The sequence below is a fragment of the Vitreimonas sp. genome (assembly GCF_036392335.1).
In the GTDB taxonomy this organism is placed as follows: Bacteria; Pseudomonadota; Alphaproteobacteria; order Caulobacterales; family Aquidulcibacteraceae; genus Vitreimonas.
The window spans coordinates 1-24,615 of record NZ_DASVYD010000053.1; the positions used below are offsets into that span (position 1 = coordinate 1).

Sequence of the window (24,615 nt, forward strand, 5' to 3'; positions counted from 1 at the left end):
TCAACATGCGCGCCCCGGGCATGACCATGCACCGCATGCCGCTGTTTGCATGGTCGGTGCTGGTGACGGCTTGGTTGCTCGTGCTCTCGCTGCCGGTGCTCGCCGGCGCGCTGACGATGCTGCTGACGGACCGCAATTTCGGCACGCAATTCTTCCAAGCGGCCGGCGGCGGCGACCCCGTCATGTACCAGCACTTGTTTTGGTTTTTCGGCCACCCCGAAGTGTATATTCTGATCTTGCCGGGCTTCGGCATGATCTCGCACATCGTGTCGACGTTCTCGAAGAAGCCGATCTTCGGCTATCTCGGCATGGCTTACGCCATGGTCGCCATCGGCGTGATCGGCTTCGTCGTGTGGGCGCACCACATGTACACGGTCGGCATGGGCCTCGATCTTGAGGCGTACTTCATCGCCGCCACGATGGTCATCGCGGTGCCCACGGGCATCAAGATTTTCTCGTGGATCGCCACGATGTGGGGCGGCTCGATCGAGTTCAAAGTGCCGATGCTATGGGCGATCGGCTTCATCTTCCTGTTCACGGTCGGCGGCGTTACCGGCGTCGTGCTGGCGAATTCGGGCATCGATACAGCGCTGCACGACACCTATTACGTCGTCGCGCACTTCCATTACGTGCTGTCGCTGGGCGCGGTGTTCGCGATCTTCGCGGGCTTCTACTACTGGATCCCGAAGATGAGCGGCTATCGCTATAACGGCTTCCTCGGCGGTCTGCATTTCTGGGTGATGTTCGTCGGCGTGAACGTCATTTTCTTCCCGCAGCATTTCCTCGGCCTTCAGGGCATGCCGCGGCGCTACATCGACTATCCGGAAGCGTTCACCTACTGGAACCATATCTCGTCGATCGGTTACGCGATCACGGCTGTGGGGGTGCTGATCTTCCTCATCACCGTGGTTGAGATGTTCGTCGCGCGTCGCAAGGCGGGGGCTAATCCGTGGGGTGAGGGCGCCACCACGCTCGAGTGGACCCTGTCGTCGCCGCCGCCGTTCCACCAATTCAATGAGCTGCCGGTGATCAAGCCGGACACGCATCACTGATTGCGAGGCAAGCCAAGTCTTGGTTGATGTCACCGCCTCCCAGCTACGCACAGCAAGCGCGAGCGATTATCTCGCGCTGCTGAAGCCGCGCGTGATGAGCTTGGTGGTGTTCACCGGGCTCGTCGGCTACGTGGCGGCGCCCGGGCCGGGAGATTGGGTGCTGGGCTTTGCGGCGGTGTTCGCGATCGCGGTCGCCGCAGGCGCGTCCGGCGCGCTCAACATGTGGTACGATAGCGACATCGACTTGGTGATGACGCGGACGCGCTCGCGCCCGATTCCGTCGGGGCGTGTCGATCGCGAAGACGCCTTGATGCTGGGGCTGACGCTGTCGGCGCTGTCGGTGGTGACGATGTACCTCGCCGCCGGGGTGCTTGCCGCCGGGCTGCTGGCGTTCACGATCTTCTTCTACGCCGTCGTTTATACGATGTGGCTGAAGCGGGCGACGCCACAGAACATCGTCATTGGCGGTCTCGCCGGCGCGCTGCCGCCCGCGATCGCGTGGGCGGCGAAGACCGGCTCGCTGACGCTCGACCCGATCTTGCTTGTCGCCATTATTTTCTTCTGGACGCCGCCGCATTTCTGGGCGCTGTCGCTGTTGCAGAAGAACGATTACGCCGCCGCCAAGGTGCCGATGCTTCCGGTGACGCACGGCGCAAAGGCGACGCGCCTTCAGATTTTCCTTTATTCGCTGCTGCTCGCGCCTCTGGCGGTGACGCCGGTGCTGACTGGCCTCGGCGGCCCCATCTATCTGGCGGTGTCGGCGCTGGGCGGGCTGGCGTTCGTCGCGCTGGCCTATCGGGTGTTGCGCTCCAACGCGGGCGAGGGGGTCCCCGCAGAGGATAAGCGGGCGCGCGATCTGTTCGGCTTCTCGATCCTCTATCTCTTCACGCTATTCGCAATCGTGTTCATCGAACGAGGCTTCGCATGAACGAGACCGTGACCCTCACGCCTGAAGAGCTGAAAGCGCGCAAGCGCCGCAACATGTGGCTGGCGCTGTCACTGATTGCATTCGTCGTGCTGGTGTTCGCGATCACGGTGTCCAAGATGCAGGCGTTCAGTCTGCTCGGGGGCGGGCAATGAACGCGCCGACGCCCGCGAACCAGAAGCGCATGGCGCGGACCGCCGCGATCGTGGCCGGCGTCGTCGTCGGCATGACCGGCATGGCCTTCGCCGCGGTGCCGCTCTACGACGCGTTCTGCAAGATCACCGGTTATGGCGGCACCACCCAGGAAGCGCAGTCCGCGCCTGCGCAGGCGCTGGATCGCCGCATCGAAGTCCGCTTCGACGCCAATGTCGCGCCTGGCTTGCCGGTTGAGTTTGCGCCGTCGCAGATCAATCAGAATCTGCGCATCGGCGAGACGGGGCTCGCTTTCTATCGCGTGCACAACACCTCGGATCAGCCAGTCGTGGCGCGCGCCACTTACAACGTGACGCCGCACGTCGCCGGTCAATATTTCGCGAAGCTCGAATGCTTCTGCTTCCAGGATCGCGTGCTTGCGCCGGGAGAAGCAGCCGAGCTGCCAGTGGTGTATTTCGTCGATCCGGAAATTGTGTCGGACGCCGACACGACCGAGATCGGCACGGTTACGCTTTCGTATACGTTCTTCCGCTCGACCGACGCCGCCGCGGCGTTGGCGCCGGCGGGGTAATGGATTTGGCATTGTTGCCGGCGCGCGTTAAGCGCTTCGGCAAAGGCGCATGAGGGGTCAAATGGCGCACGGCGAAGTCAAACACGACTACCATCTGGTGAACCCGAGCCCGTGGCCGTTCACGGCCTCGGTGGGCGCATTCGTGATGGCGATCGGCGCGGTCGTGCTGATGCGCGGCCTCTCGGCCAACGAAGCTGATTTCTTCTTCGGCAAGGGCCATTGGACGCTGTTCCTGATCGGCACGGCCATCGTGGCGCTCACCTGCATTGGCTGGTGGGGCGATGTGATCAAGGAAAGCCGTGCGGGCGACCACACGCCTGTCGTTGATATCGGCCTGCGCTACGGCATGATCCTCTTCATCGCGTCCGAAGTGATGTTCTTCGTGGCGTGGTTCTGGGCCTTTTTCGAGCTCGCCATTTTCCACGGTCACCGCGCCGATTGGATCATCCCGACCTGGGACGAAGCGACAGCCGCCGCCTGGGCGAATTGGCCGCCGCCGCACGTCGAAACCTTCGATCCTTTCCATCTGCCGCTGATCAACACGCTGATCCTGCTGCTGTCGGGTACGACGGTGACGTGGGCGCACCACGCGCTGCAACAGGGCGACCGCAACGGCGCGCGCCTGGGCCTCATCCTCACGGTGCTGTTGGGCCTCGTCTTCAGCTGGGTTCAGTTCGTGGTCGAATATCCGCTGGCGGGCTTCGCCTTCGGCAACCAGGGCGACGTCACCAATGCGACGCTCTACGGCGCGTCCTTCTTCATGGCCACGGGCTTCCACGGCGCGCACGTCGTGATCGGCACGATCTTCCTGTTCGTCTGTCTGCTGCGCCTGATGGCGGGGCACTTCACGCCGCAGAAGCATTTCGGGTTTGAAGCCGCGGCCTGGTATTGGCACTTCGTTGACGTGGTGTGGCTGTTCCTGTTCACCTTCGTCTACGTGATGCCGTACCTGACGATGCAGAATTGACGGCCACGCAGCCGCCTTCCGCTTGGGTGGCGGGGCTTAGGCTCCGCTGCCCGCAATGCGGCCAAGGCAGGCTGTTTCAGGGCTATCTCAAGTTTCGCGACAGTTGCGCGGCGTGCGGGGCGGACTTCAAGGCCGCGGATTCCGGGGATGGCCCGGCTGTGTTCGTGATCTTGATCGTGGGCGCCATTGTCGCGCCGCTGCTGATCATTCTCCAGTTTGGGCTGAAGTTGCCGGGCTTGGCTGCGCTCACCATCACCATGGTCGCAGCGGTGGCGCTGTGTTTGGCGTTCCTGCCGCCCTTCAAGGCCGTGCTCTTCGCCTTCCAATGGAAGCACAAGGCCCGCGAAGCCACCCACGCAGATATCGAATGATCCAGTTCCGCCCCCTTTGGCTGATGACGATCTTCTCCATCATCGCGTTCGCGGTGTTGGTGTCGCTCGGCCGCTGGCAGTGGGAAAAGTACGACACCAAAATGGCGCTGGCCGAGGAGCCGGTCGCGCAGATGACGATCGAGGATTACCAGCCGATCGAAGGCGGCATTCAATTCGTTTTTGGCGTGCGCACGGATACGCGTGAGCAGGGCTGGCGCGTGTTCGCGCCGGTGCAATACGGCGAGAATGTCCTGTTCGTAGATTCCGATTTCATTGCTGGCGTCGAACCGCCGAACGCCGATGAGCTCCGGTTTCCCGCGGCGCTTCGCTTCAACGCGCCGATCATCGGCGCCTCGATCCGTCCTGAACCGCCGGCGCCCATGACGCTGGCGCCTCGGCCGCTGCAGCGGCTCTGGTTCGCCGTCGATCTGCCGGCGATGGGGCGTAATGCTGGGCTCGAGAACGTGGCGGATTTCTATGTCGCGAGCGCTTATGTCGGCGCCGACGGCCGCGCCACGCCGAACCCGTTCGCGCTTGCGCCCGGCGCCGATGCGCTGCCGCCCGAGCGGCATATGGGCTATGCGATTACCTGGTACGGCCTCGCGATCGTGCTGATCGTGATCTATTTCGCCTTTCATATGAGTGTGGGTAGATTGGTGCTCAAAGCTCCGCGCCGACCTGAAGACTGATGCGCTACATCTCCACACGCGGCCAAGCGCCGGCTGTTTCGTTTCTCGACGCGGTGCTCGCCGGGCTCGCGCCGGATGGCGGACTTTATGTGCCGGAGAGCTGGCCGGTGCTTTTCGCCGATGAAGCCGCGCGCAAGAGCGCCGCGAACGGCCATTATGCGGTCACGGCATCTGTCGCGCTGAAGGCGTTCGCTGGCGATGATCTCACCGCTGAGGAAGTCGCCGCACTCGCGACCGACGCTTACATCAGCCCGCCGCGCTCCGCGAACGAGCATTGGTCTCCGCCATGGCCAGAGACGGTGACGCCGCTGCGCCATATCGGCCCAGGCCAATGGATTCTAGAGCTGTTTCACGGGCCGTCCTTGTCGTTCAAGGACGTGGCGATGCAGCTCATTGGGCCGCTCTACGATCTTGCGCTGACCAAGCGCGGACGACGCTTGAGCGTCGTGTGCGCAACCTCGGGCGATACGGGCGGCGCGGCAGTGGAGGCCTTGAAGGGGCGCGACCGCGTCGATCTGTTCGTGCTGCTGCCAAAGGGGCGCGTCTCGGACGTACAGCGCTTCTTCATGACGGCCAGCGGCGCGGCGAATGTGCACGCTATTGAGATTGATGGCGATTTCGATGCGTGCCAGGCGATCGTGAAATCGCTGTTTGCGGATCAGAGCTTCGCGGCGCAAGCTTCGCTCTCAGGCGTGAACTCGATCAATTGGGCGCGGATCGTTGCGCAATCGGTGTATTACCATGTGGCGTCGGAAGCGCTTGCTGCACATGGGCCGGTGAATTTTGCTGTGCCGACGGGGAATTTTGGCGATGCGTTCTCCGGCTGGGTCGCCAAACAATGCGGCGCGCCCGTCGGCAAAATCCTGATCGCCACGAATGCGAACGACATTCTCGCGCGCACGCTGGAGACGGGCCGCTACGAACGCGCTGCGCACTCGCACGCGACGCTCTCGCCGGCGATGGATATTCAGGTCGCCAGCAATTTCGAGCGCATATTGTTCGAGGCGCTCGATCGCGATGGCGGCGCCGTGCGCGCGCTCTATGCAAGCTTTGCGCAATCGGGCGGTTTCGATATTCCGAAGCCGGCTTTGGATAAGTTGCGCGCGGATTTCGATGCGGCTGCGGTGAGTGATGAGGAAACGCGCCACTCGATGCGGGTGGGCTGGTCGGCGGGTGATGAGGCGCATGTGGTTTGTCCGCACACGGCGGTGGCGCTGCGCGCGCTAAGCAAGACGGTAACGCTGATCGATGCGCCGATTGTGACGCTCGCAACCGCGCATCCGGCGAAATTCCCCGACACCGTGGAAGCCGCAACGGGTGTGCGCGCGAAATTGCCAGCGAAGTGCGCGGACCTGTTTGAGCGTGAGGAAAAGTCTGACGTGCTCGCCAATGATGCGCAGGCCGTAAAGCGCTACATCCAAGAGCGATCGCGCGCATGGAGCTAGAACTCTATCGCTTGCCGAACGGCGTGCGTGTTGCACTGGATCCGATGCCGGGCCTCGGCACCGCAGCGCTTGGCGTGTGGCAGCGCGTCGGCGCACGCTGGGAGCGGGCTGAGCACAACGGCATCGCGCATCTCTTCGAACACATGGCCTTCAAAGGCGCGGGCGCCCGCGACGCGCGCCAATTCGCCGAGGCGATGGAGAATGTCGGCGGCGCCATGAACGCCGGCACCGGCTATGAGCGCACCTCGTATTATGCGCGCGTCGTCGCCGAACACGCGCCGTTCGCGCTCGACATGATCGCCGACATCCTGTTCGCGCCGCATTGGGCGCCGGACGATCTGGAGAAAGAAAAGGGCGTTGTCGCGCAGGAGCGCGGCGAGGCTTTCGACGTGCCGGACGACCGCGTGTTCGAGCTGCATCAAGCCGCGCTCTATCCCGATCAGCCGCTCGGCCGGCCGATCCTGGGCGAAGACGAAACGCTTAAGAATGTCAGCGTCGAAACGCTGCATGCCTTTCACGACGCCCATATGACGCCGGAGCGCGTGATTGTTTCCATTGCCGGCGCGTTCGATCGCGATGCGTTCCTGGAAACCGCGGAACGTCGCTTCGGCCACCTCAAAGCCGGCCCCGTCCAAGAGCGGCCCGCCGCCAAGTCCTTCGCCGGCCGCGCCAGCGAGACGCGCAAGCTTGAACAAGCCCATCTTGTGTTCTCGTGGCCGGCGCCCGAAGCGGGCAGCGACAAGCTCTTTGCGGCGCGGTTGATGTCGGAGATTTTCGGCGGCGGCATGTCTTCGCGGCTCTTCCAGGAAGTCCGTGAGTCACGCGGCCTCGTCTATGCGATCGATTCCTTCCTCGACACGTTCGAAGATGACGGGCGCCTGAGCGTCTATGCCGGCTGCTCGGCTGACAATGCGGCCACGGTCGCGAAAATCGTCAGCGAGCAGCTCGCGATCATGGCCGATCACGGCCCCACGGACGCCGAGCTCGCACGCGCCAAGGCGGTCGCGCGCGCGCAGATGCTGATGGGCCTGGAAGCGCCGTCCGCCCGCGCCGAGGCGCGCGTGGGTCAGGTGCTGGTGCGCGACCGGCTGATCTCGTTTGATGAAGTTCGCGCAAGGTTGGATGCTGTCACAGCTGAGGACGTGCAGGCGATCGCGCGCGCCGCCCTGGCGGGGCCCGCCTGTGCGGCTACGATTGGGCCCAAGGCTGGGCATGGCGCGCTGGCCGCGTTTGGGGCAAAGTCCTAACCATGGTGCTGATGCGGAAGGACAGCGACGGCGTGCGGCGCATCGACGGTGAGGGCGTCTATCTGCGCGCGCCTGAAGCGCGGGACTTCGCCGATTGGTCCGAGATCCGCGAAGCTAGCCGCAATTTCCTGACGCCGTGGGAGCCGACTTGGGCGCAGGACGAAACCTCGCGCGGCTCGTTCCGCTACAAATTGCGCCGCTACACCGAAGATGCACGCGACGACAAAGCCTATGCGCTGTTCGTGTTTCGCGACGAGGATGATGCGCTCGTCGGGGGCGTCACGCTCTCCAACATTCGCCGCGGCGTCGCGCTGACCGCCTCGCTCGGCTATTGGGCTGGCGAGCGTTATGCTGGCAAAGGCTACATCACGGCGGCCGTGCGTGCGGTTGTGCGATACGCGTTTGAGGATTTGGACCTGCATCGCGTCGAAGCTGCATGCCAGCCCGACAACATGGCCTCGCGCCGCGTGCTGGAAAAAGCCGGTTTTGCGCAAGAAGGCGTCGCGCGCGCCTATCTCAAGATCAACGGCGCCTGGCGCGACCATCTGCTGTTCGCGATCGTTAATCCTACCGGATGAAACTGCGCTCCCGTTTACGGGGGAGCTGTCGCGTAAGCGACTGAAGGGGGACGCCGCGCAAACCGCAATCCCCCCTCCGCTTCGCTACGCTCAGCACCTCCCCCGTAAACGGGGGAGGTGTTCACAGCGCGTCCAGGCCAATATCCAACGTCTTCGCCGAATGCGTCAGCGCGCCGATGCTGATCACGTCGACGCCCGTCTCGGCCACTGCGAACACGTTCTCGATCGTGATGCCGCCCGAGGCTTCCAGCATAGTTTGCCCCTTCGCCAATTTCACGGCGGCGCGCAGATCGGCCTGCGTGAAATTGTCGAGCAGAATGGCGCTGGGCGCATGCGGCAGCGCTTGCTTCAGCTGATCCAGATTATCGACCTCGATCTCGATGCAGGTGAGGTGCGCCGCCGCCGCACGGGCGCGTTGCAGCGCAAGCGGGATCGAGCCGGCCGCGGCAATATGATTGTCCTTGATCAGCATTGCGTCATCCAAGCCATAACGATGCGCGCCGCCGCCGCCGAGCTTCACCGCGCGCTTCTCCAAAGCGCGCATGCCGGGCGTGGTCTTGCGCGTCGAGGCGATGATCACACCCATGCCGTCGACCGCATCGACATAGAGCCGCGTCAGCGTCGCGATGCCGGAGAGGCGGCCGATGAAATTCAGCATCGTGCGCTCGGCCATCAGCACCGAGCGCGCATAGCCTTCAATCGTCATGATCGTGTCGCCGGCCTTCACGCGCGCGCCGTCGGGCGCCGCGATCTCGAACACCATGTCGGGATCGATCAAGAAGCCCGCGAGGATCGCGGCGTCTAAGCCCGCAACGATACCCGCTTGCCGCGCACGCACGGCCCAGCGGCCTTCGGTTTCGGGATCGATCAGCGCATCGGTGGTGATGTCGCCGGCCGCGCCCAAATCTTCCGCGAGCGCCAGTTTGACGATCGGCTCAAGGACGATGTCAGGGAGCGGCGGCAGCAGACGTGACGAAGCTGCGGTGCTTTTTTTCGGCGGCATCGAGATAGTCGCTCCGGAAATGCGCGCCGCGGCTTTCCTTACGGGCGAGCGCGGCAGTAACGATGAGGCGTGCGGCGAGCAGGGCGTTTGCGATTCCATGAGCATCGCAGAGCGCGTCGATGCGGTCGAGCGCCAGACTTAAGCCGGCCGCGTCGCGCACGACGCCCGCGTGCGCTTGCATAAGCTGGCGCAGCTCCGCGCGCGGCGCGTCGGACAGAATCGGTGGCGGCGCAGCCGGCCCGGGTGACGCGAGCGCGGCCGCGCCATCGTCGCGCAGCGCATCGGCAATACGGTTCGCGAAGACGACGGCTTCGAGCAGCGAATTGGAGGCAAGGCGATTGGCGCCATGCGCGCCTGTCGATGCGCATTCGCCGACAGCCCACAGGCCCGCAAGCGTTGTCCGCCCCCACACGTCCGTGACAACGCCACCCATGTGATAGTGCGCAGCGGGCGCAACCGGGATCGGCTGCACACGCGGATCGAGGTTCGCGCTCATGCAGGCGGCGAACACGGTCGGGAACGCTTCGGGGAAATGCGCGCCGACGGCTTTGGTCGCATCCAAGAACGCGCCGCGCCCGCTGGCGCGCTCAACATGAATCGCCCGCGCCACGACATCGCGCGGCGCAAGTTCGGCGATGAAAGTTTGGCCTTCGCCATTGATGAGATGCGCGCCTTCGCCGCGCAGCGCTTCGGTGGCGAGCGGCGCGGGATCGCGGCCGATATCGATGGCGGTGGGGTGGAATTGCACAAACTCAGGGTCCGCGATCAGCGCACCAGCACGTGCGGCCATCGCGAAGCCTTGGCCCATCGCTTCCGGCGGATTGGTGGTGACGGCATAAAGCCCACCGGAGCCGCCAGTGGCTATGACGGTTTCATCAGCGATGAAGCTATGATCGCCGTCGCACCACACGCCGCGCACGCGGCCGTTGGCGTCCTGCAGCAAAACGCGTGCGCGCATATTCTCGACAATCTCGATATGCGGCGCGGCGCGTGCGGCGGCGATCAGCGCGTCCATGATCGCTTTGCCGGCCAGATCGCCCGCGACGCGCACCACGCGCGGCTTCGAGTGCGCGGCTTCCAGGCTTTGCGCGAGCTTGCCGTCCGGCGTGCGATCGAACGGCACGCCGAGCGCGATCAGATCCATGACCCGCGCCGGGCCTTCGCGTGCGATCAACGCCGCGATCTCGGGATCGACCAAACCAGCGCCCGCCGCGATCGTATCCTGCGCGTGCAGTTTCGGATCGTCTTCTGGCGACAACGCCGCCGCCAAGCCCCCTTGCGCCCACGCGGAGGAGGAGGCTTCGCCAAGCGGCGCCTGGCTCAGCACAGTCACGCGTCGCGGCGCAAGCTTCAGCGCGAGGAAAAGCCCAGCGAGGCCCGCGCCAACGATGAGGACGTTGTCAGTATTCACGTTCCCCTTCTCCCTTGCGGAGAAGGGGCTAGGGGATGAGGGGCGTTCAAAAGAGCCGGCGCCTGCACATCGGAGCGCCCCTCACCCCGCCGCTTCGCGGCGACCCTCTCCGCAAGGGAGAGGGTTTGCTGAGCATTCAGCGCAGCCGCGTAAACGTCACCTGACTGTTGGCAGAGGAATTGAGCACGCCGATCAATTGATCGGCCTCGCCTTGCTGCAAAACGAAGCTGTCCGGTTGGTATCCCTCGAGCGGTTCGGCCAAGCGACAAGTGATGGTGAACTGGCCGTTGTCGTTTTCCCCGCTGCAAGTCTGGCGCGCCGTGAGAAACACAGTTTGTCCAGTCTCGCGATTGACCAGCCGTTCGTTGGCGAGCAGGCGGATATCGTAACGGTTGCGGGTCGCCGGCGTCACCACGGCCACACCACTCATGATCGCGCCTACTTGTTCGTCGCCGTAGGACGCCGTCTGAAACGCCCACGTCCCGGTGAACGCGTCGTTGCTTTGCGCCAGCGCGGGCGCCGCCAGCGCGCTCATTAGACCAAACGCCGCCGCAGCCATTATCGCACGCATGCTCAACCTCTTCTCGACCACGAGTTTCGCGGCGTGTCGTGGTTGGCGAAGGGGGCGACAATGGGGCGAACTTGGCCGGTTAGACCACTTCCACCGCAGCCAGCGGCATGCCCGTCGCAAAAGCTCGCGGCTTTTCCTTCGGCAGCGCCAGCATGCGATCGATCGCCAGCTTCGCGCGCACGCGCACGTCTTCCGGGATCGTCACTTCGGTCTTTATCTCGGCCAGCGAGTCATAGATCGCTTCAAGCGTAATGCGCTTCATGTGCGGGCAGAGATTGCACGGGCGGATGAAGTCCACGTCCGGCGCGTTGGCGGCGACGTTGTCGCTCATCGAGCACTCGGTGAGCAGCACGACTTTGCCGGGGCGCTTTTCTTCGACGTAAGCTTGCAGCGCCGCCGTCGAGCCGGCGAAATCTGCCGCCGCCATGACGTCCGGCGGGCATTCGGGGTGTGCGAGCACCACGAGGCCCGGGTGCGCTGCGCGCAATTCGCTGATGTCTTCGGCCGTGAAGCGCTCGTGCACTTCGCAGCGGCCATGCCAAGCGATGATCTTGATGCCGGTTTGCGCGGCCACGTTTTTGGCCAGATATTCGTCCGGCAGCAGGATCACGCGATCCACGCCCCATTCGCGCGCGGCCCATTCGACCACGGCGGCGGCGTTCGACGACGTGCAGCACACATCGCTCTCGGCTTTCACATCGGCCGACGTGTTCACGTAGGTGACGACCGGCAGGCCCGGGAAGCGCTCTTTGATCAAGCGCACATCCGCGCCGGTGATCGAAGCGGCAAGCGAGCAGCCCGCGCGCATGTCCGGGATCAGCACGGTTTTTTCCGGCGCGAGGATCTTCGACGTCTCGGCCATGAAGTGCACGCCGGCCTGGACGATCACTTCGGCGTCAGTCTCTGCCGCTTCGCGCGCCAATTGGAGCGAGTCGCCTTTGAAATCGCCGACGCAGTGGAAAATCTCGGCGGTCATGTAATTGTGCGCGAGGATCACCGCGTTCTTCTCGCGCTTCATCTTGTTGATGGCCGAGATCAGCGGCGCGTAGGCCGGCCATTCCACCGATGGGATGACGTGCTTCACGCGCTCATAGAGCGGGGCGGTCTCCGCCTGGACTTCAGGCGTGTAGGCCAAACCACGGGCAGCGGCGGCGTTCAGTGCGCCCCATTGGCCGTGGATCGCGCGCGGGTCGCAGCCCGAGCCTTCGCCGGCGCTGGTAAGGGGAGCGTCAATAATCCGGGCCATCTTGGGCCTCCTCGCGCCCGGGATGGGCGGTATATACTCAATCGGAGCATATATAGGGTGCAAAAATTGGTCGGAAAGGGCTCCGACCCACCCTTATGCTTCGTTTGAGCATAACTCGGACACGTTACTCCCAGGGGAATCGCCGCGCAAGCGCGAAATATCTCATCGCCATGACAGTGTTCCGCGGCTGAAGCGCGCGCCGCGTCGAGTTAGAAGGCTCAATCGCCGCCTTCTGGGAGAAGATTATGCTCCGCCGCCTCGCGCTCGTTTGCGCCGCTCTTGCTTTGGCCGCATGCGCCACGACCGAACGCGGACCAGGGCCTGGTCCGCGCCCCGAACCGGAAGCCGCGTTCGCGCTGCAGCCGGCGAACTTCTCCGACATTCCAGATTGGACGAGCGCCGATCTCGCGCCCGCGCTCACCGCGTTCCGCCGTGCGTGCGACGGACGTCGTCTGCGTGCGCCGGATGCGAGCTTGCCGGGCGGCGGTCGCTATGGCGGCACGGTGGGCGATTGGGCGCCGGCATGTGCGGCGGCGCAGAACGTGGCGCCTGGGGCCGAGCGCGCCTTCTTCGAAGCGAACTTCAGACCCTTCTACGTGCGCGGCCCAGGCGAAGCGCGTCTCACCGCGTATTATGAGCCCATCATCGAAGCGCGCCGGTTTCCTGACGCCCAGTTTTCCGCGCCGTTGTTGCGCCGGCCCGGCGACATGATCAGCGTGAATCTCGCGGCGTTCGCGGAAGCCTATGACAACGAAGCGCTGCGCGGCGCCCCGCGTACGCTCACCGGCGTGATCGTCGGCAATGAAGTGCGCCCCTATCCGCGTCGCGATCAGATTAGTCCGACATCAGACCAAGCCTTCGCCTACGCGCATCCTGTCGATGTCTATAATCTCCAGATTCAAGGCTCAGGTCGCATCGCTTTTCCAGACGGCACGCAATCACGCGCCGCCTATGCCGCGCAGAATGGCTATCGCTGGCGCTCGGCCCTCGGTGCGCTGCGCGACAGCGGCGAACTGCAAGGCGGTGCGACATGGGCAAACTTCAAAGCCTGGAGCAATCAACGCGGACCAGAAGCCACGCGCCAAGCGCTGAACGCCGATCCCTCGTACGTCTTCTTCCAGGAGGAAGTGATCACCGATCCCAACGCCGGCCCGAACGGCGCATCGGGCGTACCGTTAACGCCACTCGGATCCATCGCTGTCGATCCCGCTTACCACCCCTATGGCGCGATAGTGTTTGTCGATGGCCAATATGACGGCCAACCCTTTCGTCGCTTGCTCGTCGCGCAAGACACCGGCGGCGCCATTCGTCGCGGTCCATTGCGCGGCGATGTCTTCTTCGGCTCTGGTCCGCAAGCTGGTCAGGGCGCTGAGCGGATGAACGCGCCAGCGCGGTGGTGGACGCTACTGCCACGCGGCGTTCCGGTGGCGTGAGCGTTCAGCTATCGTTCAGACGATGAGCGGAGAGTGGGCGCGGGGGCGTCTGAGCTTGGGTTCAGAAATGCTGCGGACAATTGCACTCGGCGTGCTCGGCGCCTCGGCGCTGGCAGGCTGCGCCGTCACCAACACGCCATATCCGCGTCCAAGCGACGTCTATGGCGCGACGCCGCCGGCAACGCCGGCGCCGAACATCTATACCAATGCGGCGCGCGCCCCGCTGCACAGCGAATTGTTCGCCTGCGGCAATTGGGGCTCCAATATCGGCGAGGTCGGCGCGCGCGGTGAGACACTGCTCTACACGCCATATATCCACACGCCAGCGGGCGCGTTGCTGCGCAATCCCACGGAAACGGCTTGTCTCTCTTCGGGATTTGGTTGGCGCGGGAGCGCGACTGGCGGCGGGCGGCTGCACAACGGGCTGGATCTCGCCAACCCGAATGGAGGTTACATTTACGCCGCCGGCGAGGGCCGCATCGTTTTTGCGGGGCCGCGCGGCGGCTACGGCAACGTGGTCGAGATTTATCATGGGCGTAACGTACGCACGCTCTATGCGCACCTCGACGAAATCGATCCGAACCTGCGTCCCGGCGTGCGCGTTGAAGCCGGCGCGCCGATCGGGCGCATGGGCATGACCGGCAACGCCACGGGCGTGCACCTGCACTACGAAGTCAGCATCGACGGCTTGCTGATCGATCCGCTTGCCTATGGCCGGGAAGCGCCGCCTATCCTTTAGACCGGGCCTGCGTCCAGCGTGAGAATGAATGTCGAGCCTTTGCCCAACTCGCTTTGGCAGCTCACGTCTCCGCCCATCAGTCGCGCAAGCCGCTGCACCAGGGTGAGGCCAAGCCCCGCGCCTTCGTAGCTGCGGTCGGCGTCCCCCTGAACTTGTGTGAAGGGCTCGAAGATCCTCGCTTGTTGCTCCGGTGAAATGCCGATGCCGGTGTCGGTCACCTCAAAGATGAGCTTCGTGCGCCCCTGCAGATCAGCGCGCGACGCCAGCACACGGATGTGGCCATTCCTCGTAAACTTGGTTGCGTTGGAAATCAGCTGCATCAAACACTGATGCAGGCGGACGGGGTCAATCTCAGCCTCGCCGAGCGGCGCAACCTCCTCGAACGTAATGGTGTTCGCGTTGGCGGCGGCAAGCGGCGCGGCGGCCGCTCGCAGATTGGCGATCACGGCCGTGACGTCGACGCGGTCAAGCTCCAGCACCGTGGCGCCGGTTTCAAGTTTCGACAGATCAAGGATGACGTCGATCACCGACAGCAATTGCCGCGCTGAACTGCGTATCTTCCGTGCATCCTCGGCGATGTCCTTCTGAGCGCCGCCGGCCTCCTCTTCGATCAATTCAGCGTAGCCGATGACGGCGTTGAGCGGCGTGCGCAACTCGTGACTCATGGTGGCCAGGAATTGCGACTTGGCGGCATTAGCTTGCTCTGCGGCCACGCGCGCGGCGATGTGTTTGGCGAGCACGCTCAGGAGCACGCGGCGGTCATAACCGAACAAGCCCGCTGCGATGACCAGCGACGCCAGCACGATGATGCCCGCCGCGGCTGGAACGGACACGCCTTGCGTGAAGAGAGGCGCCAGCACGGCGCAGACGCCGAGCGGCACGATGCTGGACATCAATAGCCAGCGCTCGCTCGAGAAATAGACAAACGCATGGTTCGCGGAGCTGCAGAACCACGCGGCCGCGAGCACCATGCCGAGTGCGGTGTCCGAGGACCATGCGACGGCGGGGAAGATCGTATAGGCGCTGGCGCCAACAAAATGGATCGCGGCCAGGACGCGAAAGCCGGACGTCTGCGAGCGCTCCGCTGCAGGCAGGAAGAGGTGCTCTTCGAGCCACAGCCGGATCGCCAATTCCCAGGCGATCATGAACACGCACCATCCGATCGTGAACGCGAGCGGCAACACAGCCGAAGCGACGATGGCGATGAGCGCAGCGAAGATGACCCGCGGCCATGTGCCGGCGCGAATAGCGCCAGCGACCTCGACCACCGAAAGCGATCCGCCAACTGCGCTTGCGCGGAAAGCATGGAACGCCGGGTCGTCGGCGCGCAGGCGCGCTCCGATGGGCGGTATTGGCGGCAGTTTCGCCGTCGCGGTCTTCATCGCGCGTGTCCCCGATCCCCGAATCTCTCGGGAGAATCTAAGCCTGAATTCGGCGGCGGCGGTTAAGGATTAGTCGCCGCGCGGCGCGGGAACGTGCACGCCGCCTACGGGACGATCACGCAGCGTCTCACGTCGTGCACGGAAAAGCTCCGCAGGACGCCCGCCTGCGCTCGTGTCGAATGCGCCCGTGCCTTCGACCAGGCCGGTCCGATCAAGCAAGCGTCGGAAATTCTGCTTATGCAGTTCCAGCCCGGCGATGGCTTCCACGACCCGTTGAAGGTGCAAGAGCGTGAAGCGCTCGGGCGCCAGTTCGAACACCACCGGGCGGTATTTGATTTTCGCGCGCAACCGGCCGATCGCTGTTGCGAGAATGCGGCGGTGGTCCGATTGCATGGGCTCGCCCAGGCCATGCGCCGCACTGATCGCGAGTGGCGGCCTTCCCTCAAAACGGGCGCTGTCCCGCGCCGCCTCCGGCGCTAGCCCCGCTTCATAGAGCAATTCATAACGCTCGAGGGCGCGCTCTTCGTTCCAGATCGCACCTTCGAGGGCGAAGGCGAGCTTGGCGCGCGCGCGTCTTTGCGCTTGCGCGCTGGTGTCGGGTGCGCTCTGCGCCCAGGCGCGCAGTTTAGGGGCGATCACATCATCGATCAGGGCGGGGCGACCTTCGCGCCAATCCTCCCACGGGAAGAAGTCATACCAGCTGCGCCAGCGGGCGCTCACGCGGTCCAGCGCGGCGCGCGAGGGCGTGAGCGCCAAGTATGAGATCGAAATCACGCGATCTGGACCCGCGCCTTTGATGTCGGCGAGCGGGGCCTCGCGCCCGCGATCGCCGAACGTGTAGAGTTGTTCGACATAGCCGATGTCGAAACCGGTTTGCTCCTGCACCCAGCCGCGGAGCGAGAGTTCGAGCGTGCGGTCGCCGGCTGGATCGAACGGTCCGAAGGGAAGGCCAGGCACATCGGCGGCGGCCTCGCGTGTGACGAGCACGAATGGCGCGTCTTCGGTCACCGCGACGATGACAGCGGAAAGGCCGATAACGATACGCGGCGCGTCACTCATGCGCCGAATTTGGCCGCAATCGAGAAGGGGGCGGCTTCGCCCACTTCATACCAAGGCGGACCGCGCCCGATCTTATCGATCGCGCGACTCATGCGTCCGCCGCGTCCAAGTTCCGCGTCGGCCAGCGCAATGAAGCGGCGGTTGGGGCTCGCCGTCGGCGAAGCCGCGCGCAGCGCCAGCGCGATCTCTTCTTCGTCGGCGTTCGGATTGTGTGCGCAGGCGGTGATGTAGGCGGTCGCCGTGGAGCGGCTGATCCCGGCATAGCAATGGATCAGAATAGGCTCGTCGCGGCCCCACTGTCCGACAAAGTCCAGAATGGCGCGCATGCGCTTGTCGCACAGTGCGTCTTGGCCTTCGATCTCCTGTTCGATGTCATGAATCGGCAACCGCAGGTGCCGATCATCATAGCCGTCCAGCGTAGGGAAGGCCGACCCCGGGTCGAGCAGGCTGACGACGTGAGACGGCTTACGTTCGCGCGCGATGACCGGCGCACGGGAGAGGGGGCAGACAATGATCGACATGGCCGCCTTTTACGCTGGATCGATGAGCGAGCGGAAGCGCTTTAGGAACGCCTCCTGCACCTGTGCGGTGGGCATGGGGGTCAATTTCAGCTTGATCGCCCGCGGCGGCGTCCCGAAAAAGCGCTTCGCTTCCGCCTCGGTGAAGCCGGCGAGCTGAACGGCTTCAAAATAGGCGCAAATGATGTCGGCGCGCTTGATGACGCCTTTCACGGTCGCGGAAGGATGCGCCGGCAACCCGAAGCGCACATGCACAGCCGCCTCAAGCTTCGCTTCGAACGCCTTGTAGTCGATGCCGAGTGCGGCCTTGAACGGACTGATCATGTCGCCAATCACATATTCCGGCGCATCGTGCAGCAGCGCCATCAAGCGCTTCTGCTTGTCCCATTCTGGCGCGAGCTTGCGACAAATCTCTTCCACGACCAGTGAATGCTGCGCCACTGAGAATGCGTGCGTGCCTATCGTCTGCCCATTCCAACGCGCGACGCGCGCGAGTCCATGCGCGATATCCTCGATCTCGACATCGAGTGGTGAAGGGTCGAGCAGATCGAGTCGGCGTCCCGACAGCATGCGCTGCCACGCGCGCGGCGCCGCGGCGGCTTTGGAAAGGGCGTTTCTTGGCGCGCGGGCCATGGAACCTCTTATCTTTGCGCCGGCTCAATGTAGGTTGTACTCGGCGCGGACATAAGCGATTTTGCGTTAAGGAGCTTTCGATGACTGGCCAAAAACTGGGTCTGACCCGCATCATTCTTCGTCTGGGGCGGAATCCAGACGCCGGTTACCCCGATGGCGCCGACGATTATGGCTATGTGATCAATGCGCCGCTCGACGTGAACGGCAAGCTTGACGCCGCGCTGTGGCGCGAGACCAAGGAGCATTGCACCGTCCGCCGCTTCCAGCCGAACGAAACGCCGGCTGACGGCTGGCTCAAGCATCGTGGCGACAATTGGTACTTCTGGTACGATGAGGCGGATGAGGGTCCCGAAGAGCCGCTCTTCAAGCTCGGCGCGCACGAGCTGCGTCCGGGCGAATACATCACCGTGCGTGAAGGCGATGGCGACGTGCTGACCTTCCGCGTGGCTGAGGCGGTGCGCGTCTAGACCTTCGTTCCAATCAATCTAAGCTTCCTCCCAACGATAAGATGGGAGGAAGCTGATTGTCTGACGCCGCCGCCGCGGACGCGCCCCAGGTGCGCGTCGTTTCGCCGGGCTATCGCTCCTATGCGATGGGCCTCTTGCTCGTCATCTATGTGATGAACTTCGTCGATCGGCAGGTCGTCAACATTCTCGCCGAGCCGATTAAACGCGAACTCGGTCTGCTTGATTGGCAACTCGGCGCCATGAGCGGGCTCGCCTTCGCGCTGTTCTATACCGTGCTCGGCTTGCCGATCGCGCGTTTGGCCGAGCGGGGCCATCGCCCCTACATCATTGGCGTGGCGCTCGCGGTCTGGTCGGGCTTCACGGCGTTGTGCGGCTTGGCGCAGAATTTCACCCAGCTTCTGCTTGCGCGCATTGGCGTCGGCGTCGGCGAGGCGGGATGCACGCCGCCTGCACACTCGCTGATTACCGATTACGTGCCAAAGGAACGGCGCGCCTCGGCGCTTGCCTTTTATTCGATGGGAACGCCGCTGGGCAGCTTGGTCGGCATGGGCCTCGGCGGCGTCATCGCGGATGCCTATGGCTGGCGCATGGCGTTCATCGTCTGTGGCATTCCAGGCATTGTCCTCGCGATCATCGCGGTGCTGACTTTGGTGGAGCCGCGCATCCGTCAGACCGCGGCTGAATTGAAGCAACGCGCGCAAGCGATGCGCGACGCCAAGCCCTTCAAGGCCGCATTGGCCACGCTGAAGCGCAAACGCACGTTCTGGCTGGTGTCGTTCGCCGCGGCGATCAAAGCGTTTATCGGCTATGGCCAAGCGCCGTTCGCGGCCTCGTTCTTCTACCGCAACCATAGCGAGGAAATCGCCAGCTTGGCGACCATGTTCGGTCTGCAATCAGGTGGATTTCTGGGACTCGCGCTCGGACTCATGGGCGGCATTGGCGGCGCGATCGGCGCGTTCCTCGGCGGCGTCATCGCGGACAAATACGGCGCACGCGATTATCGCGCCTATGTCAGCGTGCCGGCGATCGCGTCGCTCGCCGTGATCCCAATCTACGTGATGGCTATCCTGTCGCCATTCGCCACCTTTGCGCTCGGTTCGCTGCTGATTGGCTCCGTGCTGGGCACGCTCTGGTACGGTCCGGTCTATGCGACCGCGCAAACCATCGTGCCGCCGCACATGCGGGCCACCGCCTCGGCGGTCCTGCTCTTCATCATCAATCTGATCGGGTTGGGGCTTGGGCCGCTGGCGGTCGGGGCGCTCTCGGACATGTTCGCAATCACGCTTGGCATGGGCGAAGCGGAGGGCGTGCGTTGGGCCTTGCTCGTATCGGCGTTCGCCGGTCTCGCCGCCGCCGTGCTGTTTTGGATGGCGCGCAAGACCATCCGCGAAGAGATGGAGGGCTAGCGCGCAGCCGCCGTCGCGCCGTCCAGAGCGTCGCGATAACGGCGGCTGCCGGCCAGCGTGCGGTTGTCCGTCAGCGTGATCTCGACGTCCCCCGCGGGCGTGGGTTTGATCGCCGCGATGCTGGTCCGATTCACCAGCCGCGAGCGGTGCACGCGGATAAAGCCGCGCCCGTTTAGGCGCGCCTCCCAGGCCGCCAGCGTCCCGCGGACGAGGTAGGCCCGCGCCGCCGTGTGGAATTCGACATAATTGCCGGCCGCCTCCACGAACAAAATATCCACAGGAGCGAGGAAGATCGCCGTGGCGCCGTCGCGAATCTCGACCCGGTCGTCGCCGGGGCGTTCGGGCGGCGGCCGCTCCGCGCGGTACTGGAACCAGGCGTAGGTGGCGGCGATAGCGCCATAGACCAGAACGTCCTTGCGCCACTCGTAGAGGAATGTCTCCGCCACCCCGTCATCGAAGAAGCCGTAGCGTTGCCCCACGGCGGCGTAGGCCGCCTCGCGCATCACGAACACAGACAGCACGTGCGCCAGTGCGAACGGTAAGGTGAGGCCCAGGTGGATGAAGCCGGCGCGGACGAGATTGTCGCCGCGCGGCGGCCAACGGCGCACCGCCATGCCGATCAGCGGCGCAAGCCCAATCACCACGATGGCGCTCGTGGTCTCCCAGAGCAGGGGCGCCGCCCAATGCAGGTCAGATCCAGCGCGGCGCAGCTCGGTAATCACCGAGGTCACGTTCACGAACGCGACCAAGGCGCCGATCAGGGCCACGGTTGCCCAAGGTCCTGGTCGGAATCCACCGCCGCCGTTCGTCCCGCTAGCCTCGCCGCTGGTCACCTAAGCCTCTCCGCTCGTCCCAGGAGCCCGCCGTATATGGCGCCAAACTAGCCGGAGGGAGAGGTGCGCGGAAGAAGCAGGGCGCATTTGGAGATTTCCCGCCCATGACTGACCGCCGCTACGACCTGGATTGGCTCCGCATCATCGCCTTTGGCCTGCTTATTCTCTACCATTGCGGTATGTTTTACGTGACCTGGGACTGGCACGTGAAATCGAGCCGGGCGAGCGACGCGATCGAGCCGCTCATGATGCTCACCAATCCTTGGCGCCTCTCCTTGCTCTTTTTGGTGGCCGGCGCCGCCTCGCGCTTCATGATCGACAAGATGAGTGTGGCCAAATTCACCTGGGCGCGCATGGGCAGGCTCTGGCCGCCGCTGCTGCTCGCCGTGTTCGTGATTGTGCCGCCCCAAGCCTATTACGAAGTGGTCGAGGCGATCCGAAACAATCCGCCGGCGGAAGCTGCGCAATTTCCGCTAACGGTCGAGAATTTCTACCAGAGATACGTCACCGCCTCCGGCAATTGGTGCGACAGCGACGGCTGCCTGACGACGCCGACCTACAATCACATGTGGTTCGTCGCGTATCTGATCCTCTACACGCTGGCGCTGGTGCTTGTTTTGCCGCTGCTGCGTCGTGTGCCGAAGATCGTTTCGGTGCTGATCTCGGGGCCCGGCCTCATCCTCACGCCGTGGCTTGTGATGGCCGCGCTGCGCGTGACGCTGATGCCGATCTTCGGTGAGAGTCACGATTTCCGCCAAGATTGGTATTTGCACGCGCTCTATCTCAGCATCTTCCTGTTCGGCTTCGCGATCGCGAAATACGAGCCCTTCTTCGAGCGCTGCGTGAGGCTGCGTTGGATCGCGCTCGCGCTCGCGCTCACCTCCTGGGCGGCCCTGATGGTGTATTTCAACGCCTATTCGGCTGAAGACGCCGTGCCGCCCGAATGGATGCACACGATATTCCGCGCCGTACGCGAACTGGACGCCTGGTGTGCGATCGTGGCGTGCATCGGTTTTGCCCATCACCATCTGCGCGATGCGGACGGCCCCATGCGGCGCCTGCTCACACAAGCGATCTTCCCCTTTTATCTGATCCACCAGACCATCATCGTCGTCACCGGCTTCTATCTCGATGATCTGCAATTGCCGCTTTGGATCGAAGCGCCAGTGCTGATCGGAACCACCGCTTTGGGCTGCTGGCTTTTCTTCGATTTGGGGCGCCGAGTTCCTTGGCTGCGCGTTTGGATCGGTTTGCCCTCGAAGGGGGTGGACGTCCGTGCTACCAAGGCCGACATCCTCATAGGGGAGGCGCGTTAGCCCCTGGCGGGTCCTGGAGCCCGCCGCCTGGAGCAAGAGATGTTCTTTTGGTTCCTTGTCGCGGTTGGCATTGTCGTCGGCCTCACCTTGATTGGCGCCTTCTTGGCGCGCCGCGACAGCGGCTGGGGCGACGATGGACCGATGGGGCCGTGGACGGATCACTAGCTGTCGGCTCACGTTTCGCTTGCCACCAAGGTATTCGGGCGTCTTACATGACCAAGACGCATGAATTCGCCCCTCCAAATCCGCCGCGCCGTTTCCCGCGACGCCGATGCGATCGCCAAACTGGCGGCGGCGGCGGCGGCTGAGGAGGGCGCGGTCTCGGTGCTCGATGCGGATCGCATCAAGGCGCATGCGTTTGGTTCAAGCGCGTTGTTTGAAGCCTGGGTGGCGCAGGAGCGGCACAACAGTCCGTTGGTGGCGCATGCGGTGATCACCAAGAGCTACGACATGCGCCGCGGCTGCCCAAGCATCGTGCTATGTGAGCTGTACGTCGCACCGGAGTTCCGCCGCTCGGGGCTCGCCCGCAAGATGATGTCGGCGGTGGCGCGCCGGGCGCGCGATCTGGGCGCGCGGGAGCTGGCGATCACAACAGGGGTTGAAAACGAAGTCGCGCAGCGCTTCTTCGCCGCCATAGGGGCGCATCCGCGCCAAGCGGCGGTGTTCATGATGTCGGCTGACGGCATCGAATGGCTGGCTGCTGAAGGTCTTTGAGTTACGAGAGGGGATAAAATGATCGCCAAACCGTTGTTGAAGGCGGCGGCGTCCTGGGTCGCCATCGCTGCATTCGCGGCAGCGTGCGCGACCACGCCGACGCAACAGGGCGCCGCGACGCCTGCCGCTACGCCGGAAGCCGCGCAAGAATTCGTGGACAATTCGGAACGCGAATTGATGGCGCGCTCCGAGTACGAAGGCCGCGTCGCCTGGGTGTACAGCACGAACATCAATTACGACACCGAATGGCTGCTCCAGCGCGCCGACGCCGAGGGCACCGAGGCCCGCGTGCGCATCGCCAGCGAAGCCGCACGCTATCAGGGCCTCGATCTGCCAGCGGAAACGCAGCGCAAGCTTAACATGCTGCGCTTGGGCCTCACGTTGCCCGCGCCGCAACGCGAAGGCGCCGCCACTGAACTCTCGCAAATCACCACGCGCCTTGCCTCGATCTACTCCACTGGCCGGATCGATTACCAAGGCCGCGAAGTCACGCTCGACGAGCTCGAAACGCTCATGGGCACGGAACGTGACCCGGCGCGTCTGCAAGAGATGTGGACCGAATGGCACGACGTCGCGGCCCCGATGCGCGAGGATTACGCCCGCATGGTCGCCATCGCAAACGAAGGCGCACGCGATCTGGGTTACGAGAACGTCGCGCAGATGTGGCTGTCGAAATACGACATGCCCGCTGACGACATGGAGCGCGAAGTCGAGCGGCTTTGGGGCCAGATGCAGCCCTTCTACGAGCAGCTGCATTGCTTCGTCCGCACCCGCTTGAACGCGCGCTACGGCGATTCCGTCGTGCCGTTGGGCGAGCCGATCCGCGCTGACCTGTTGGGCAATATGTGGGCGCAAGATTGGACGGCGCTGATGCCGATCGTCCGCCCGCGCGGCAGCGCGCAAACCTACGACACCACGCAGCTGCTCACCCGCGCCGGCTACACGCCGGTGACGATGACGGAAGCGGCTGAGCGCTTCTACACCTCGCTCGGCATGGAAGAGCTGCCGGATACGTTCTGGGAACGCTCGCTGCTGACGCGTCCGCGCGATCGCGATGTCGTCTGCCACGCGTCAGCTTGGAATGTCGACAACGTCGACGATCTACGCGTGAAGCAATGCATCCAGATCAACGCCGAACACTTCCAGACCATCCACCACGAGCTCGGTCACAATTTCTATCAGCGCGCCTACAATCAGCAGCCGTTCCTCTTCCGTGACGGCGCGCACGATGGCTTCCACGAAGCCATTGGCGATTTCATCGCGCTGAACATCACGCCGGAATATCTGGTCGAGATCGGCCTCTTGCGCCGCAACCAAGTGCCGTCCGCCGCGGCCGACACGAACCTCTTGCTCGAGCAAGCGCTCGGCAAGATCTCGTTCCTGCCGTTCGCTCTGGCGATGGACCAATGGCGCTGGCAAGTGTTCGACGGCCGCATCACGCCGGATCAATACAACACTGCCTGGTGGGAGCTGCGTGAGCGCTATCAGGGCATCCGTCCGCCGGTTGAGCGTTCGGCGGCGGGCTTCGACCCTGGCGCCAAATATCACATCGCCAACAACGTGCCGTACCTGCGCTATTTCCTCTCGTACGTCCTGCAATTCCAATTCTACGAAGCGGCTTGCCAGCAAGCTGGCTGGGAAGGCCCGCTGCATCGCTGCACCGTGTATGGCAATCGCGAAGTCGGCGAACGCTTCAACCGCATGCTGGAAATGGGTTCGTCGCAACCCTGGCCGGATGCGCTGGAAGCCTTCACCGGCACGCGTCAAATGGACGGCGGCTCAATGGTCCGCTATTTCCAGCCGCTGATGACCTACATGGAAGAACAAAATCGCGGCCAAGATTGCGGCTGGTGATAAGAGAAGCGGGCGCTCTTCGGAGCGCCCGT

The 24,615-nt window shown here is 64.1% G+C and carries 27 protein-coding genes; 18 read left to right on the forward strand and 9 right to left on the reverse strand.

The window, feature by feature from the left end:
* From VF769_RS12220 to VF769_RS12265, 10 genes are all read left to right on the forward strand, one after another.
* Nucleotides 1-1,052, forward strand: a 1,052-nt coding sequence (locus tag VF769_RS12220) for a cbb3-type cytochrome c oxidase subunit I (protein ID WP_331008692.1), incomplete at its 5' end; no start/stop codon positions are given.
* A 19-nt stretch (nucleotides 1,053-1,071) separates the two neighbouring features.
* The gene (cyoE, locus tag VF769_RS12225) at nucleotides 1,072-1,980 is read left to right on the forward strand and encodes a heme o synthase (protein ID WP_331008693.1); all 909 of its coding nucleotides are present in this window, start codon (nucleotides 1,072-1,074) and stop codon (nucleotides 1,978-1,980) included.
* The gene (locus tag VF769_RS12230; protein ID WP_331008694.1) at nucleotides 1,977-2,132 is read left to right on the forward strand and encodes a cytochrome C oxidase assembly protein; all 156 of its coding nucleotides are present in this window, start codon (nucleotides 1,977-1,979) and stop codon (nucleotides 2,130-2,132) included. Before cyoE ends, VF769_RS12230 begins: the two co-directional genes overlap by 4 nt.
* On the forward strand, nucleotides 2,129-2,701 hold the full coding sequence (locus tag VF769_RS12235; RefSeq protein WP_331008695.1) for a cytochrome c oxidase assembly protein: 573 nt from the start codon (nucleotides 2,129-2,131) through the stop codon (nucleotides 2,699-2,701). Before VF769_RS12230 ends, VF769_RS12235 begins: the two co-directional genes overlap by 4 nt.
* Before the next feature lie 61 nt (nucleotides 2,702-2,762).
* On the forward strand, nucleotides 2,763-3,668 hold the full coding sequence (locus VF769_RS12240; RefSeq protein ID WP_331008696.1) for a cytochrome c oxidase subunit 3: 906 nt from the start codon (nucleotides 2,763-2,765) through the stop codon (nucleotides 3,666-3,668).
* Entirely contained in the window at nucleotides 3,665-4,039 is a 375-nt protein-coding gene (locus VF769_RS12245; protein WP_331008697.1) for a DUF983 domain-containing protein, read from the forward strand. Before VF769_RS12240 ends, VF769_RS12245 begins: the two co-directional genes overlap by 4 nt.
* Nucleotides 4,036-4,728 carry an SURF1 family cytochrome oxidase biogenesis protein gene (locus VF769_RS12250; RefSeq protein WP_331008698.1) on the forward strand — a complete coding sequence of 231 codons (693 nt, stop codon included), beginning with the start codon at nucleotides 4,036-4,038 and terminating at the stop codon, nucleotides 4,726-4,728. The genes VF769_RS12245 and VF769_RS12250 overlap by 4 nt, the downstream gene beginning before the upstream one ends.
* A complete protein-coding gene (gene thrC / locus VF769_RS12255; RefSeq protein WP_349258137.1) occupies nucleotides 4,725-6,173 on the forward strand; it encodes a threonine synthase in 1,449 nt (482 codons plus the stop codon). The genes VF769_RS12250 and thrC overlap by 4 nt, the downstream gene beginning before the upstream one ends.
* Nucleotides 6,164-7,420, forward strand: coding sequence for a pitrilysin family protein (locus tag VF769_RS12260; RefSeq protein ID WP_331008700.1), 1,257 nt, complete (start codon nucleotides 6,164-6,166; stop codon nucleotides 7,418-7,420). Before thrC ends, VF769_RS12260 begins: the two co-directional genes overlap by 10 nt.
* A gap of 2 nt (nucleotides 7,421-7,422) precedes the next feature.
* A complete protein-coding gene (locus VF769_RS12265; protein ID WP_331008701.1) occupies nucleotides 7,423-7,998 on the forward strand; it encodes a GNAT family protein in 576 nt (191 codons plus the stop codon).
* A gap of 121 nt (nucleotides 7,999-8,119) precedes the next feature.
* Here VF769_RS12265 and nadC read toward each other — a convergent pair whose 3' ends face one another.
* The 4 genes from nadC to nadA all read right to left on the reverse strand — a co-directional run bounded on the left by nadC (nucleotide 8,120) and on the right by nadA (nucleotide 12,229).
* Entirely contained in the window at nucleotides 8,120-9,001 is an 882-nt protein-coding gene (gene nadC, locus VF769_RS12270) for a carboxylating nicotinate-nucleotide diphosphorylase (protein WP_331008702.1), read from the reverse strand.
* Entirely contained in the window at nucleotides 8,946-10,412 is a 1,467-nt protein-coding gene (locus tag VF769_RS12275; protein ID WP_331008703.1) for an L-aspartate oxidase, read from the reverse strand. The genes nadC and VF769_RS12275 overlap by 56 nt, the downstream gene beginning before the upstream one ends.
* Nucleotides 10,413-10,548: 136 nt before the next feature.
* On the reverse strand, nucleotides 10,549-10,983 hold the full coding sequence (locus VF769_RS12280) for a hypothetical protein (RefSeq protein ID WP_331008704.1): 435 nt from the start codon (nucleotides 10,981-10,983) through the stop codon (nucleotides 10,549-10,551).
* 79 nt (nucleotides 10,984-11,062) lie between these two features.
* Nucleotides 11,063-12,229, reverse strand: coding sequence for a quinolinate synthase NadA (gene nadA / locus VF769_RS12285; RefSeq protein WP_331008705.1), 1,167 nt, complete (start codon nucleotides 12,227-12,229; stop codon nucleotides 11,063-11,065).
* A gap of 245 nt (nucleotides 12,230-12,474) precedes the next feature.
* On the opposite strand from nadA, the gene VF769_RS12290 reads away from it, so the two are divergent.
* Nucleotides 12,475-13,662, forward strand: coding sequence for a murein transglycosylase A (locus tag VF769_RS12290; protein ID WP_331008706.1), 1,188 nt, complete (start codon nucleotides 12,475-12,477; stop codon nucleotides 13,660-13,662).
* A gap of 67 nt (nucleotides 13,663-13,729) precedes the next feature.
* Nucleotides 13,730-14,401 (forward strand): M23 family metallopeptidase, encoded by a 672-nt coding sequence (locus VF769_RS12295; RefSeq protein ID WP_331008707.1) that lies wholly within the window; start codon nucleotides 13,730-13,732, stop codon nucleotides 14,399-14,401.
* Here VF769_RS12295 and VF769_RS12300 read toward each other — a convergent pair.
* The 4 genes from VF769_RS12300 to VF769_RS12315 form a co-directional block, all read right to left on the reverse strand.
* A complete protein-coding gene (locus tag VF769_RS12300; protein WP_331008708.1) occupies nucleotides 14,398-15,783 on the reverse strand; it encodes a HAMP domain-containing sensor histidine kinase in 1,386 nt (461 codons plus the stop codon). The genes VF769_RS12295 and VF769_RS12300 overlap by 4 nt on opposite strands.
* A 69-nt stretch (nucleotides 15,784-15,852) precedes the next feature.
* Nucleotides 15,853-16,842: an NUDIX hydrolase gene (locus VF769_RS12305; protein WP_331008709.1), complete on the reverse strand. Its 990-nt coding sequence runs from the start codon at nucleotides 16,840-16,842 to the stop codon at nucleotides 15,853-15,855.
* Nucleotides 16,839-17,363, reverse strand: coding sequence for a hypothetical protein (locus VF769_RS12310; protein ID WP_331008710.1), 525 nt, complete (start codon nucleotides 17,361-17,363; stop codon nucleotides 16,839-16,841). The genes VF769_RS12305 and VF769_RS12310 overlap by 4 nt, the downstream gene beginning before the upstream one ends.
* 9 nt (nucleotides 17,364-17,372) lie before the next feature.
* Nucleotides 17,373-17,993, reverse strand: coding sequence for an HD family hydrolase (locus VF769_RS12315; RefSeq protein WP_331008711.1), 621 nt, complete (start codon nucleotides 17,991-17,993; stop codon nucleotides 17,373-17,375).
* 80 nt (nucleotides 17,994-18,073) lie between these two features.
* Between VF769_RS12315 and VF769_RS12320 the strand changes: the two genes are divergently transcribed.
* Together VF769_RS12320 and VF769_RS12325 are read left to right on the forward strand one after the other, a co-directional pair.
* On the forward strand, nucleotides 18,074-18,460 hold the full coding sequence (locus VF769_RS12320) for a hypothetical protein (RefSeq protein ID WP_331008712.1): 387 nt from the start codon (nucleotides 18,074-18,076) through the stop codon (nucleotides 18,458-18,460).
* A gap of 125 nt (nucleotides 18,461-18,585) precedes the next feature.
* Nucleotides 18,586-19,866: an MFS transporter gene (locus tag VF769_RS12325; protein WP_349258138.1), complete on the forward strand. Its 1,281-nt coding sequence runs from the start codon at nucleotides 18,586-18,588 to the stop codon at nucleotides 19,864-19,866.
* Here VF769_RS12325 and VF769_RS12330 read toward each other — a convergent pair.
* A complete protein-coding gene (locus VF769_RS12330; RefSeq protein ID WP_331008714.1) occupies nucleotides 19,863-20,633 on the reverse strand; it encodes a LytTR family DNA-binding domain-containing protein in 771 nt (256 codons plus the stop codon). The genes VF769_RS12325 and VF769_RS12330 overlap by 4 nt on opposite strands.
* 170 nt (nucleotides 20,634-20,803) lie before the next feature.
* On the opposite strand from VF769_RS12330, the gene VF769_RS12335 reads away from it, so the two are divergent.
* Genes VF769_RS12335 through VF769_RS12350 form a run of 4 tightly spaced genes read left to right on the forward strand, consistent with a single transcriptional unit; the run spans nucleotide 20,804 to nucleotide 24,583 of the window.
* Nucleotides 20,804-22,015, forward strand: a complete 1,212-nt coding sequence (locus tag VF769_RS12335) for an acyltransferase family protein (protein WP_331008715.1) — start codon at nucleotides 20,804-20,806, stop codon at nucleotides 22,013-22,015.
* Between the two features lie 39 nt (nucleotides 22,016-22,054).
* Nucleotides 22,055-22,180 (forward strand): hypothetical protein, encoded by a 126-nt coding sequence (locus VF769_RS12340; RefSeq protein ID WP_331008716.1) that lies wholly within the window; start codon nucleotides 22,055-22,057, stop codon nucleotides 22,178-22,180.
* A 60-nt stretch (nucleotides 22,181-22,240) separates the two neighbouring features.
* Nucleotides 22,241-22,729: a GNAT family N-acetyltransferase gene (locus VF769_RS12345; RefSeq protein WP_331008717.1), complete on the forward strand. Its 489-nt coding sequence runs from the start codon at nucleotides 22,241-22,243 to the stop codon at nucleotides 22,727-22,729.
* Nucleotides 22,730-22,747: 18 nt separating this feature from the next.
* Complete coding sequence (locus VF769_RS12350; protein WP_331008718.1) at nucleotides 22,748-24,583, forward strand: M2 family metallopeptidase; 1,836 nt, start codon at nucleotides 22,748-22,750, stop codon at nucleotides 24,581-24,583.
* Nucleotides 24,584-24,615 lie beyond the last annotated feature (32 nt).

Coding starts and splice junctions, on each gene's coding strand:
- nadA (WP_331008705.1), bottom strand. CDS start 12,229: ATGGCCCGGATTATTGACGCTCCCCTTACCAGCGCCGGCGAAGGCTCG.
- VF769_RS12240 (WP_331008696.1), top strand. CDS start 2,763: ATGGCGCACGGCGAAGTCAAACACGACTACCATCTGGTGAACCCGAGC.
- VF769_RS12235 (WP_331008695.1), top strand. CDS start 2,129: ATGAACGCGCCGACGCCCGCGAACCAGAAGCGCATGGCGCGGACCGCC.
- VF769_RS12315 (WP_331008711.1), bottom strand. CDS start 17,993: ATGGCCCGCGCGCCAAGAAACGCCCTTTCCAAAGCCGCCGCGGCGCCG.
- VF769_RS12260 (WP_331008700.1), top strand. CDS start 6,164: ATGGAGCTAGAACTCTATCGCTTGCCGAACGGCGTGCGTGTTGCACTG.
- VF769_RS12295 (WP_331008707.1), top strand. CDS start 13,730: ATGCTGCGGACAATTGCACTCGGCGTGCTCGGCGCCTCGGCGCTGGCA.
- nadC (WP_331008702.1), bottom strand. CDS start 9,001: ATGCCGCCGAAAAAAAGCACCGCAGCTTCGTCACGTCTGCTGCCGCCG.
- VF769_RS12280 (WP_331008704.1), bottom strand. CDS start 10,983: ATGCGTGCGATAATGGCTGCGGCGGCGTTTGGTCTAATGAGCGCGCTG.
- VF769_RS12300 (WP_331008708.1), bottom strand. CDS start 15,783: ATGAAGACCGCGACGGCGAAACTGCCGCCAATACCGCCCATCGGAGCG.
- VF769_RS12320 (WP_331008712.1), top strand. CDS start 18,074: ATGACTGGCCAAAAACTGGGTCTGACCCGCATCATTCTTCGTCTGGGG.
- VF769_RS12310 (WP_331008710.1), bottom strand. CDS start 17,363: ATGTCGATCATTGTCTGCCCCCTCTCCCGTGCGCCGGTCATCGCGCGC.
- VF769_RS12325 (WP_349258138.1), top strand. CDS start 18,586: ATGGGCCTCTTGCTCGTCATCTATGTGATGAACTTCGTCGATCGGCAG.
- VF769_RS12265 (WP_331008701.1), top strand. CDS start 7,423: ATGGTGCTGATGCGGAAGGACAGCGACGGCGTGCGGCGCATCGACGGT.
- VF769_RS12350 (WP_331008718.1), top strand. CDS start 22,748: ATGATCGCCAAACCGTTGTTGAAGGCGGCGGCGTCCTGGGTCGCCATC.
- VF769_RS12340 (WP_331008716.1), top strand. CDS start 22,055: ATGTTCTTTTGGTTCCTTGTCGCGGTTGGCATTGTCGTCGGCCTCACC.
- VF769_RS12250 (WP_331008698.1), top strand. CDS start 4,036: ATGATCCAGTTCCGCCCCCTTTGGCTGATGACGATCTTCTCCATCATC.
- VF769_RS12230 (WP_331008694.1), top strand. CDS start 1,977: ATGAACGAGACCGTGACCCTCACGCCTGAAGAGCTGAAAGCGCGCAAG.
- VF769_RS12290 (WP_331008706.1), top strand. CDS start 12,475: ATGCTCCGCCGCCTCGCGCTCGTTTGCGCCGCTCTTGCTTTGGCCGCA.
- VF769_RS12335 (WP_331008715.1), top strand. CDS start 20,804: ATGACTGACCGCCGCTACGACCTGGATTGGCTCCGCATCATCGCCTTT.
- VF769_RS12345 (WP_331008717.1), top strand. CDS start 22,241: ATGAATTCGCCCCTCCAAATCCGCCGCGCCGTTTCCCGCGACGCCGAT.
- VF769_RS12305 (WP_331008709.1), bottom strand. CDS start 16,842: ATGAGTGACGCGCCGCGTATCGTTATCGGCCTTTCCGCTGTCATCGTC.